Genomic DNA, 11,210 nt, shown 5'->3' on the forward strand with positions numbered 1-11,210 from the left:
CGCCGTCGGGGGGCACGGCCCGCGAGCCGTACCCCCCGACGGGGATGGATCAGCCGAAGATGGCCGGGAGGGTCGAGGTGTGGGTCTCCCGCAGCTCGGTGGCCGGGATCTCCAGGACGTTCTCCACGACCAGCGCGTCACCGCCGGTGAGGCCCAGGCACTGACAGGGCACGTCGTTGGCGGCGCACAGCTCGGCGAAGGCCTCGAACGACTCCGGGGCGACCGTCACCAGCGCGCGGGCCGACGACTCGCTGAACAGGGCGACGAAGGCGTCGTCGTCCGGCAGGGTGACCGTCGCGCCGACCCCCTGGGCGAGGACCGACTCGGCCAGGGCGATCGCAAGACCGCCGTCGGACAGGTCGTGGGAGCCGGTCAGCAGGCCGCGTGAGGCGGCCTCGGTGAGGACCAGGGCGAGGGCGCGCTCGGCCTCCAGGTCGGCCTTCGGCGGCAGGCCGCCCAGGTGACCGTGGACCACGTGCGCCCACTCGGAGCCGCCGAACTCCTCCTCGGTCTCGCCGAGCAGCAGGACCTTCTGGCCGGGGGCGGTGAAGCCGCTGCGGACCCGGTTCGCCACGTCGTCGATCACACCGAGCACGCCGACGACCGGCGTCGGGTGGATCGCGGTGGAGCCCGTCTGGTTGTAGAAGGAGACGTTTCCGCCGGTCACCGGCACCCCGAGGGCCTTGCAGGCGTCGGCGAGCCCCCGGGTGGCCTCGGCGAACTGCCACATGACCTCGGGGTCCTCGGGGGAGCCGAAGTTGAGGCAGTTGGTCACCGCGAGCGGGGTCGCCCCGGTCACCGCGACGTTGCGGTAGGCCTCGGCCAGCGCGAGCTGCGCGCCCGCGTACGGGTCGAGCCTGGCGTAGCGGCCGTTGCCGTCCGTGGCGAGCGCGATGCCCCTGGTCGTCTCCTCGGCGCCGGGCATGACCTCGCTGATGCGCAGCACCCCGGCGTCGGCGGGCTGGGCCAGCACGGTGTTGCCCCGGACGTAGCGGTCGTACTGGGAGGTGACCCACTCCTTCGAGGCCAGGTTCGGCGAGCCGAGCAGCCGCAGCAGCGCGGCGCGCAGGTCCTCGGAGCGGGCCAGGCGGGAGGGCACGTCGGCGTTCAGGGCGGCCTGCCCGGCGGGCTCGTGGAAGGGCCGCTCGTAGACGGGGCCCTCGTCGGCCGCGGTGCCCGGCGGGATGTCCACGATGGTCTCGCCGTGCCAGGTCATCACCAGGCGTCCGCCGTCGGTGACCTCGCCGATCACGGTCGCCGGGATGTCCCACTTGGCGCAGATCGCCATGAAGGCATCGATGTCGTCGGGGGTGACGACCGCCATCATGCGTTCCTGCGACTCGCTCATCAGGATCTCCTCGGGCCGCAGCGACGGATCGCGCAGCGGGACGAGGTCCAGCCTGACGTCCATGCCGCCGGTGCCCTTGGCCGCGAGCTCGGTGGTCGCGCACGAGACACCGGCCGCGCCGAGGTCCTGGATGCCCACGACGACGTCCGCCTGGTACAGCTCAAGGCAGCACTCGATCAGGAGCTTCTCCATGAACGGGTCGCCGACCTGGACGCTGGGGCGCTTGGCCTGCGACTCGTCCTCGAAGGTGGCCGAGGCCAGGACGGAGGCGCCGCCGATGCCGTCGGGGCCGGTCAGCGCGCCGAAGAGCACGACCTTGTTGCCCGGCCCGGGAGCGGTGGCCAGCTTGATCTGGTCCTTGCGGAGCAGGCCGACGCACAGCGCGTTGACCAGCGGGTTGCCGATGTAGCAGGGGTCGAAGACGACCTCGCCGCCGATGTTGGGCAGCCCGAGGCAGTTGCCGTAGTGGCTGATGCCCTCGACCACGCCGGGCAGCACCCGCCGCGTGTCGTGGGCGTCGGCGCCGCCGAAGCGCAGGGCGTCCATGACCGCGATCGGCCTGGCGCCCATCGACATGATGTCGCGCACGATGCCGCCGACACCGGTCGCCGCGCCCTGGTGCGGTTCGACGTAGGACGGGTGGTTGTGCGACTCGATCTTGAAGGTGGCCGCCCAGCCGTCGCCGACGTCCACGACGCCGGCGTTCTCCCCCATGCCGACCAGCAGGGCCTCCGACTTGGGGGCCTTGGTGCCGAACTGGCGCAGGTGCACCTTGGAGGACTTGTAGGAGCAGTGCTCGCTCCACATGACGCTGTAGATGGCCAGCTCGGAGCTGGTCGGCCTGCGGCCGAGGATCTCGCGGACCCGGTCGTACTCGTCGAGCTTCATGCCCAGCTCGGCGTACGGCTGCCGCTCGTCGGGGGTGTCCTGGGCCCGCTTGACGGTGTCCAGAACCGCTTCGGGGCGCGGGGTCTCGTGCTCGCTCACAGGTTCACCAGCTTCTTCAGGATGGAGGTGAAGAAGCCCCGGCCGTCGGTGCTCGGGGCTCCGGTGAGGTCTTCGACCGCGTGCTCGGGGTGCGGCATGAGGCCGATGACGTTGCCCGCCTCGTTCCTGATGCCCGCGATGTCGTTCAGCGAGCCGTTCGGGTTGCCCCCGACGTAGCGGAAGACGACCTGCCCGTTGGCCTCAAGGGCACCGAGGGTCTCCTGGTCGGCCACGTAACGGCCCTCGCCGTGCTTGATCGGCAGCACGATCTCCTGGCCCTCGGTGAAGTCGGAGGTCCAGGGGGTCGCGGTGCTCTCGACCCTGATGCCCTGGTCGCGGCAGATGTAGTGCAGCCCCGCGTTGCGCATCAGCGCGCCGGGCAGCAGGTGGGCCTCGCAGAGGATCTGGAAGCCGTTGCAGGTGCCCAGAACAGGAAGCCCGGCCCTGGCCGCCGGGATCAGCTCCTCCATCAGGGGCGCGAACCTGGAGATGGCTCCGCACCGGAGGTAGTCCCCGTAGGAGAACCCACCGGGCAGGAAGACCGCGTCCACTCCCTTGAGATCAGGGTCGGCGTGCCACAGCGGAACGGCCTCGCCGCCCGCGTGACGTACGGCACGCGCCGCGTCCTGATCGTCAAGAGTCCCGGGAAAAGTGACGACGCCCACGCGGGCAGCACTCATGACAGCGTTCCCCTCCACAAACGAGCGCCGCGCCGGCGTCTCTCACGGTGGACAGCGGTCTGCGGCGGTGCGCCCAGGCTATCCGTTCCCGACAAGCGGGTCACACGCGCAGGTCGCCGGGCCGTACGGCAAGGCCTTCTCAGTCATGTGACCTGGTGAAACTGTGGGGTCTCTCACACCGCGGCGAGGACGCGGTCCTCGCGGGGCAGCCCGACGCGCACGCGGTTGTCACACATGAGCCCCTCACGCACGAGGCCTTCGCACGCGAGGCTCTCGCGCAGCAGGAGGGCGTCGTCGTCCCAGTCGAGGTGCTTGCGCAGGTGCACGGTCGTGCCCCGGCCCGGCGTGACGCCGAAGGAGATCTCGTCGACCACGGCCTGCATGATCAGGATGCCCCGGCCGTTCTCCGTGTCGCCCGGAGGGTAGTGCTCGGGGAGCCGGGCCAGGCCCTGCCCCCTGTCGATGATCTGGACGTCACAACGGCCGTAGCCGATCGCGACCTCGACCTCGTAGCGGTTGGCGGGGCCCCCGTGGCGTACGGCGTTGGCGCACGCCTCGGTGACCGCGAGCAGGATGTCGGACACGCAGCTTTCGGTGACGCCGAGTGAGCGAAGCGAGTCGCCAAGGGCTCTGCGGACCATCGGTATGCCGACGGCCTCTCTCGGCAGAGCCAGCGAGAACTCGATATCCACCGGACCCCCTTCCCGGGCCAGACGTCACCCTGTCAAGGTTTCCCCGCGGAATCCGGGCTAACCGCAAAATAACCTTAATGTTATTTAGTGTTGGTCAAGCTGTGGGATTACGGCAGGTCCAGAAAGTGATCTACCTGGGCGTAAGGGATCTACCCCTGAGATAAGGGGCGTTCCGGGATCTGTGTGGATCTTCGCCGTGTAGGCCACAGTCCAGGTCCTACTTCGACGCACGATGACAGCCACCCCGAACCCACGACGCCAAAAGGTACGGGTTACCGGTGCCGTGCGCGAGGAGTTTCGGCTTGGGCGCGTCGGTGTCTGGACCGAGGAACGCAGGAGCGAAGCGACGCAGTGACGGGGGAAGACACCGACCCGAGGCGCCCAAGCCCCGCGCCGCCGCCAGGCGGAGCAAAAAGGCACTGCCCGCGACGCCGCAAAGAAACCCGGCTTGGGCGCGCCGACGCTTGGACTGAGGAGCGAAGGAGCGAAGCGGATGAGCGACGAGGGAAAGCGTTGGCTCGAAGCGCCCAAGCCCGCGCCGCCGCGAGGCGGCGCAAAGAACTCACGCCTCGGCGGTGACCGTGTAGTCCTCGATGACGGTGTTGGCCAGCAGGGTCTCGGCCATCTTCCTGACCTCGGCCAGGGCGGCCTCGTCGGCGGGGCCGTCGATCTCGACCTCGAACCGCTTGCCCTGCCGTACCGCGGAGACGCCGGAGAAGCCGAGCCGCGGCAGCGCGCGGGCGATGGCCTGGCCCTGCGCGTCGAGAATCTCGGGCTTCAGCATGACGTCGACGATGACGCGCGCCACGGTGTTCCTCCTGGTCGCTGCGGGGACGGTTAGGCGCCTCAAGAGTAACGGGCTCCGCCGGACGTTTGGTCCCGGGGCCCGGGTGGCCGCGAGACGGGCACGTTCCACACGACGAACCGGTCCGTGCGCCGAGGGAGCGGTCCATGCGAGGGTGAGAGGGGTGATCCGGCGGGAACAAGGGGCGAGATGGATGTCGGGGCAGGTCTTGCGCACAGGTATGTGACCTCTGCCACGATGTCCACAAACGCATACGAACCACCACCAGTCGGATCGGATGCGCTGCTAACCGGCCGGACAGCGGTGGTGAACCCACCTCCCAAGGCCCTGAGCACACAGGAGTGGCACGTGACAGCCGAGGCCCCTCGTGGTGCGCAAGCACCTGCGGAGCTCGTCCAGTTGCTGACCCCGGAGGGGGAACGGGTCGAGCATCCCGACTACGACATCGACCTGACCCCGGAGGAGATCCGCGGTCTCTACCGGGACCTGGTCCTGGTGCGCCGCGTCGACCTGGAAGCGGTCGCCCTGCAGCGCCAGGGCGAACTCGGCCTGTGGGCCTCCCTGCTCGGCCAGGAGGCCGCGCAGATCGGCTCCGGACGGGCGCTCGCCGCGACGGACATGGTCTTCCCCACCTACCGTGAGCACGGCGTCGCCTGGTGCCGGGGGGTCGACCCGGTCAACCTCCTGGGCATGTTCCGTGGGGTCAACCACGGCGGCTGGGACCCGGCTGAGCACAACTTCCACCTCTACACGATCGTCATCGGCAGCCAGACCCTGCACGCCGTCGGCTACGCCATGGGTGTGCAGCGCGACGGCGCGGAGAACGCGACGCTGGTCTACTTCGGCGACGGCGCCACCTCCCAGGGCGACGTGAACGAGTCGTTCATCTGGGCGTCGGTCTTCAACGCCCCCGTGGTCTTCTTCTGCCAGAACAACCAGTGGGCCATCTCGGAGCCGCTGGAGAAGCAGACCCGCATCCCGCTGTACCGCAGGGCCAGCGGCTTCGGCTTCCCCGGTGTCCGGGTGGACGGCAACGACGTCTTCGCCTGCCTGGCGGTCACCCGCAAGGCCCTGGCCGACGTGCGTTCCGGCCAGGGACCCACCCTCATCGAGGCCTTCACCTACCGGATGGGCGCCCACACCACCTCCGACGACCCGACCCGCTACCGCGTGGCCAGCGAGCTTGAGGCGTGGAAGCTCAAGGACCCGATCGAGCGGGTCCGCGCCTACATGTTCAAGAACGAGATCGCCGACCAGGAATTCTTCGACGCGATCGACGCCGAGGCCGACGTGCTGGGCAAGGACGTCCGCAGGCGTTGTCTGGCGCTGCCGGACCCCGAGCCACTGGCGATCTTCGACCACGTGTACGCGGAGCCGCACCGGCTGATGGAGGAGGAGCGCGCGGAGTTCGCCGCCTACCTGGAGGGGTTCGAGGGATGACGAGTCTCACGCTGGCCAAGGCCCTCAACGAGGGCATGCGCAAGGCCATGGAGGACGACCCCAAGGTTCTGATCATGGGTGAGGACGTCGGCAAGCTCGGCGGTGTCTTCCGCGTCACGGACGGCCTGCAGAAGGACTTCGGCGAGCAGCGGGTCATCGACACCCCGCTGGCCGAGTCCGGCATCATCGGCACGGCGATCGGACTCGCGCTCAGGGGCTACCGCCCGGTCTGTGAGATCCAGTTCGACGGTTTCGTCTTCCCGGCGGCCGACCAGATCATCACCCAGCTCGCCAAGATGCCGCTGCGCTCGCTGGGCAAGCTGAAGCTGCCCGTCGTGGTGCGCATCCCCTGTGGCGGCGGCATCGGCGCGGTCGAGCACCACAGCGAGTCGCCGGAGGCCTACTTCACCCACACCGGTGGCCTGCGGGTCGTGGCCTGCTCCAACCCCGTCGACGGCTACACCATGATCCAGCAGGCGATCAGGAGCGACGACCCGGTCGTCTTCTTCGAGCCCAAGCGGCGCTACTGGGAGAAGGCCGAGGTGGACACCGCCTCCTCCGCCGCCGACTGGACCCCCTTCGACCAGGCCAGGATCGTACGGCAGGGCGGCGACGTGACGCTGCTGGCCTACGGCCCGATGGTGAAGACCTGCCTTGAGGTCGCGACGGCGGCCGAGGAGGACGGCAGGTCCGTCGAGGTGGTCGACCTGCGCTCGCTCAACCCGCTCGACGTGGACCGGGTCGTGGAGTCGGTGCGCCGTACCGGGCGGTGCGTCGTGGTCCACGAGGCGCCCGTCTACAACGGGTTCGGCGCCGAGATCGCCGCCAGGGTCACCGAGAGGTGCTTCTACAACCTGGAGGCCCCGGTGCTGCGCGTCGGCGGGCCCTCGACCCCCTACCCGCCCTCAAGGCTGGAGGACCACTACCTCCCGGATCTGGACCGGGTCCTCGAAGCCGTCGACCGCGTGTTCGCGTTCTAGAGGGGAGACGACGTGAAGGAGTTCAAGCTCCCCGACGTGGGGGAGGGCCTGCTTGAGGCCGAGATCGTCCGCTGGCACGTCAAGCCCGGCGACCCGGTCAAGGTCAACCAGATCATCGTGGAGATCGAGACGGCCAAGGCCATCGTCGAGCTGCCCTCGCCGTACGAGGGGGTGATCGCCGCGCTGCTGGCCGAGGAGGGGCAGACCGTCGACGTCGGCAAGCCGATCATCACCGTCGACGACGGCTCGGGTCCTCCGGAGACACCGGCCGGGACCCCCGCCGAGGACATGGTCCCCACGATCCCCAAGCCGGAGCGGCAGCCCGTGCTGGTCGGCTACGGCGTCAAGCCGGGTACGGCCAAGCGCAGGCCCCGCAAGTCCGCCGCTCCGGCGGCCACCGCCCCGGTTCCCGCTCCGGCGGCCGTCGAGGCTCCGGCTCCGGCGGCTCCGGTACGGCAGGCTGAGCCCGCTGTCACGCCCGCTGGGCCTGCCGCGCCCGCCGGGTCCGGTGTCGCGCGGGGCGCGGTGCTGGCCAAGCCCCCGGTGCGCAAGCTCGCCAAGGACCTCGGTGTCGACCTGGGCGCGCTCACCGGGACGGGCCCGAACGGGAGCATCACCCGGGACGACGTCCACGCCGCGGTCGCCGCGCCCGGGCGTGGCGCGACGGCCGTGGCGCAGGGACCCGACGAGGAGCGCATCCCCATCAAGGGAGTGCGCAGGGCGACCGCGCAGGCCATGGTGTCCTCGGCGTTCACCGCGCCGCACGTCACCGAGTTCCTCCAGGTGGACGTGACCGGGACGATGGAGGCCGTCAGGCGGCTGCGGCTGCTCGACGACTTCGCCGAGGTCAAGGTCTCGCCGCTGCTGCTGGTGGCCAAGGCGATGCTGGTCGCGGCCCGTCGCTACCCGATGGTCAACTCCTCCTGGGACGAGGCGAACCAGGAGATCGTGGTCAAGCACCGGGTGAACCTGGGCATCGCCGCGGCGACCCCGCGCGGCCTGATCGTGCCCAATGTCAAGGACGCCCACGCGCTGTCGCTGCCCGACCTCGCCCGCGCCCTGGGGGCGCTGGTCGAGACCGCGCGGGCGGGCCGTACCCAGCCCGCCGACATGTCGGGCGGCACGATCACGATCACGAACGTGGGCGTGTTCGGGGTGGACGCCGGGACCCCGATCCTCAACCCGGGCGAGTCGGCGATCCTGGCCTTCGGGCAGATCAGGGACCTGCCCTGGGTGGTCGACGGGCAGATCGTGCCCAGGAAGGTGTGCACGCTCGCGCTGTCGTTCGACCACCGGATCGTGGACGGCGAACTGGGCTCGCTCTTCCTGCGCGACGTGGGCGCCATGCTGGAGGACCCGCTGCGCATGCTCGCCTGGGGCTGAGCCCCGCACCGGCCCGACGGGCCCGTCCCCTCACGGGGGCGGGCCCGTCCCCTTTTACCCGGCGTTTGCGGCGCCGCCGTTTCCGTGGCCTTTCCAGGGGCGTTTCGATTGACGCGTGAAGCCCGCGGACCGGTCCGCGGCGACCGGGCTCCCGTGCGGGTCGATGACCTTTCTGTGAATCCGGTGTTCCGCTTCTCCCTGATTTCGGGGAAGGGGCTTTGCCGTACGGCGTGCTCCGTGGGGTCGGTTTGACCTGCGGTGATGTTCCCCTTGGAGTGGCCGGTGGCGCGTCGGAGGATGTCATGACATATCCGGTTAAAACGTTATCCATTCATCGGGGGTTTAGTGGTTAATGCATATATCGGTGCTAGTGTCGTGATTTGGAGATTCACGAAAGGTTCCACCAGAAGGGAAAGCCAATGAGACTCGAAAAGCTCTTCCCGGCCGGCGGTGCCCCGCTCGCGTGGGGCGGCTGCCGACGCCGTCGCTGCGGATGCGGTGGCCGGGGCTGGCGCCGTGGTGGCTGGGGCTGGGGCGGCTGGTGGTGGTAGTTCCCTCAGCGACGAACCGGCGGGTAACCCGCCGGTTCTCCTTTTCCACCCCCGCACGTCCCCCGGACGACCCCCCACCGGCCCCTTTCGTCTCCATCAGGGAGGCCTTCGGGCGGTTCTGGCCGCACACCCGGGGGGTCCGCAGGCTGTTCGTGGCCGGGGTGCTGCTGGCGATCGTGGCGGCCCTCTGTGAGATCGGGGCGATCCGGCTCTTCGGCCGCATCACCGACGAGGTCCTCGCGGGACAGAACCTGGACGCCTTCTGGGAGCCCGCCTTCGTCTGGCTCGGCCTGATGGTCGTCGCCGGGCTGGCCTCCTTCCTCGGTTCCTACGCCACCGCCGTCGGCGGCGAGCGCTTCCTGCTGCGCCTGCGGGACCGGGTGTTCGCGCACATGCAGACCCTGACCCCCGACTTCTTCGACCGGCGCAGGCTCGGCGACCTGATGGCCAGGCTCACCGACGACGTCGAGGCCATCGAGGAACTGGTCGGCTCCGGTGTGGTCAGGATTCTCACGACGACCGTCAGCGTGTTCTTCTTCGCCGGGGCCGCCCTGCTGACCCGCTGGGACCTGGCGCTGGTGACGTTCGCGATGGTCCCGGCGTTCCTGGTCGTCTCCAAGCTCTTCGCCTCGCGCCTCAGGACGGCCGCCGCGCGTGAGCGGCTCAGCAACGGCGTCATGAACGGTGTCATCGAGGAGGGCCTGGCCAACCAGGCGCTGGTGCAGGCCTTCAACCGGCAGGGCACCGAGGCACGGCGGCTGCACACCCAGGGGCGCGCCTGGATGAGGGCCAACGTGACCCAGGCCAGGCTCTCCGCGATGTACGGGCCGGTCGTCCAGATCATCGAGACCGTCTGCCTGCTCGTCGTCATCGGGGTCGGCGCGTGGGAGATCATGGCGGGCCGCCTCACGATCGGCGGGCTGCTCGCCTTCGCGGCCTACCTCGCCTACCTCTACCCGGCGGTCCAGGGGCTCGGGCAACTCGCGCTGACCGTCTCCCAGGCCGCGGCGGGCTCCGACCGGGTGATCGAGATCCTGCGGATCCGGCCCCGGGTCACCGATTCCGCCGGGGCCGTACCGCCCGCCGCGCCACCACGGGGACGGATCGACTTCGCCGACGTCGGCTTCACCTATCCGGGCAGGTCGACTCCCACGCTGCGGCACCTGACCTTCCACGCGGAACCGGGCGAACTGGTCGTGTGCGTCGGCCCGAGCGGCGCGGGCAAGTCGACCGTGGCCAAACTCCTGCTGCGCTTCCACGACCCGGCCGAGGGGCGTGTCCTGCTCGACGGCGTGGACATCAGGGACATTCCTCGTACGGCGCTGCGTGAGGCCGTGACCGTTCTGCAGCAGGAGAACCTGCTCTTCTCCGGCACCGTACGCGACAACATCGCCTACGGCCGTCCCGGCTGTGGGATGGACGAGATCGTCAGGGCCGCCGTCATGGCCGGGGCGCACGAGTTCGTCGAGCGGCTTCCGGCGAGGTACGACACCCAGGTCGGGCAGCGAGGCAGGCTGCTGTCCGGTGGCCAGCGCCAGCGCCTGGCCATCGCCAGGGCGATCCTGCGTGACGCCCCGGTGCTCGTCCTCGACGAGCCGATGACCGGCCTGGACCCGGAGACCGCCGCCCGGGTCATGGAGCCGCTCGGCCGTCTCATGGCGGGCCGTACGACCATCCTGCTCACCCATGACCTGCGGTTCGTCCCCGGGACGGCCCGCACGGTCGTGCTCGGTGCCGCTCCGGGGCGGACGCGGACCAGGTTCGGTCGTACGGCATGGCGAACCCGCCCCCGGACGGGGACGGGTCCACTCAGGGGCTGACCGGTCCTCTCATTCCCGAATTCCGGCGAGGCCGAGGGAAGTCACCGATTCACGCGAGGCGTTTCCCGATGAGTTTCCCTAAGCCGGAACGGGACGAAACGCGACCGCCGTCACCATCCCCAGTCGTCGTCCCATCCCCAGTTGCTCCACCGCCAGCCGCCGCGCCAGCCGCAGCCGCCTCGCCAGCCACAGCGACTCCGCCACCCGCAACCGCACCGGCAGCAGCGCCGCCGGCAGCAGCCCGCGGTGAGGAATCCGGCCGAGACGGACGTCTGGACGGCCGGGACCGCCGCTGTGGGCGTGGTCGTGGCCTCCGCCGGGCCGGCGATGAGGACTCCGGCGAGGAGCCCCGCGCCCATGGTGCTCGCGAAGAGCGAGGCAGCAGTCTTCGATCCCATGCGATCCTCCGGTTTCACGGGAAGACGATTTCGCCTTCCTGGGCTCGAACACCCCAAACATCGCAGGAGACGCACCTACCACGACACCGCAAAGCACTTATAGTTTGGCAAAGGCGCACAGATCTG

The 11,210-nt window shown here is 69.9% G+C and carries 9 protein-coding genes; 4 read left to right on the forward strand and 5 right to left on the reverse strand.

Features of this window, described 5'->3' with window-relative positions; genetic code table 11:
* Positions 1–49 precede the first annotated feature (49 nt).
* The 4 genes from purL to purS form a co-directional block, all read right to left on the reverse strand.
* Positions 50–2,299: a phosphoribosylformylglycinamidine synthase subunit PurL gene (gene purL, locus ABZ470_RS23895; RefSeq protein WP_352015371.1), complete on the reverse strand. Its 2,250-nt coding sequence runs from the start codon at positions 2,297–2,299 to the stop codon at positions 50–52.
* Between the two features lie 32 nt (positions 2,300–2,331).
* Positions 2,332–3,015, reverse strand: coding sequence for a phosphoribosylformylglycinamidine synthase subunit PurQ (purQ, locus tag ABZ470_RS23900; protein ID WP_362913933.1), 684 nt, complete (start codon positions 3,013–3,015; stop codon positions 2,332–2,334).
* 173 nt (positions 3,016–3,188) lie between these two features.
* Positions 3,189–3,707, reverse strand: a complete 519-nt coding sequence (locus ABZ470_RS23905) for an ATP-binding protein (protein WP_352015238.1) — start codon at positions 3,705–3,707, stop codon at positions 3,189–3,191.
* A gap of 562 nt (positions 3,708–4,269) precedes the next feature.
* Positions 4,270–4,515 carry a phosphoribosylformylglycinamidine synthase subunit PurS gene (gene purS / locus ABZ470_RS23910; RefSeq protein WP_352015237.1) on the reverse strand — a complete coding sequence of 82 codons (246 nt, stop codon included), beginning with the start codon at positions 4,513–4,515 and terminating at the stop codon, positions 4,270–4,272.
* A gap of 345 nt (positions 4,516–4,860) precedes the next feature.
* Between purS and pdhA the strand changes: the two genes are divergently transcribed.
* The 4 genes from pdhA (at position 4,861) to ABZ470_RS23930 (ending at position 10,686) form a co-directional block, all read left to right on the forward strand.
* Entirely contained in the window at positions 4,861–5,952 is a 1,092-nt protein-coding gene (pdhA, locus tag ABZ470_RS23915) for a pyruvate dehydrogenase (acetyl-transferring) E1 component subunit alpha (RefSeq protein ID WP_362913935.1), read from the forward strand.
* On the forward strand, positions 5,949–6,932 hold the full coding sequence (locus tag ABZ470_RS23920; protein WP_352015235.1) for an alpha-ketoacid dehydrogenase subunit beta: 984 nt from the start codon (positions 5,949–5,951) through the stop codon (positions 6,930–6,932). The genes pdhA and ABZ470_RS23920 overlap by 4 nt, the downstream gene beginning before the upstream one ends.
* A gap of 12 nt (positions 6,933–6,944) precedes the next feature.
* A complete protein-coding gene (locus ABZ470_RS23925) occupies positions 6,945–8,315 on the forward strand; it encodes a dihydrolipoamide acetyltransferase family protein (RefSeq protein ID WP_362913937.1) in 1,371 nt (456 codons plus the stop codon).
* A 463-nt stretch (positions 8,316–8,778) separates the two neighbouring features.
* Positions 8,779–10,686 (forward strand): ABC transporter ATP-binding protein, encoded by a 1,908-nt coding sequence (locus ABZ470_RS23930; protein ID WP_362913939.1) that lies wholly within the window; start codon positions 8,779–8,781, stop codon positions 10,684–10,686.
* Positions 10,687–10,796: 110 nt separating this feature from the next.
* On the opposite strand, the gene ABZ470_RS23935 is transcribed toward ABZ470_RS23930, so the two are convergent.
* A complete protein-coding gene (locus ABZ470_RS23935) occupies positions 10,797–11,084 on the reverse strand; it encodes a hypothetical protein (protein ID WP_352015232.1) in 288 nt (95 codons plus the stop codon).
* Positions 11,085–11,210: the final 126 nt, after the last annotated feature.

This window comes from Streptosporangium sp. NPDC020072 (assembly GCF_040631445.1).
GTDB lineage: Bacteria > Actinomycetota > Actinomycetes > Streptosporangiales > Streptosporangiaceae > Streptosporangium.

Bases quoted from the DNA above. Each gene is read 5' to 3' on its own strand.
- ABZ470_RS23920 (WP_352015235.1), top strand. From the start codon at position 5,949: ATGACGAGTCTCACGCTGGCCAAGGCCCTCAACGAGGGCATGCGCAAG.
- ABZ470_RS23935 (WP_352015232.1), bottom strand. From the start codon at position 11,084: ATGGGATCGAAGACTGCTGCCTCGCTCTTCGCGAGCACCATGGGCGCG.
- purQ (WP_362913933.1), bottom strand. From the start codon at position 3,015: ATGAGTGCTGCCCGCGTGGGCGTCGTCACTTTTCCCGGGACTCTTGAC.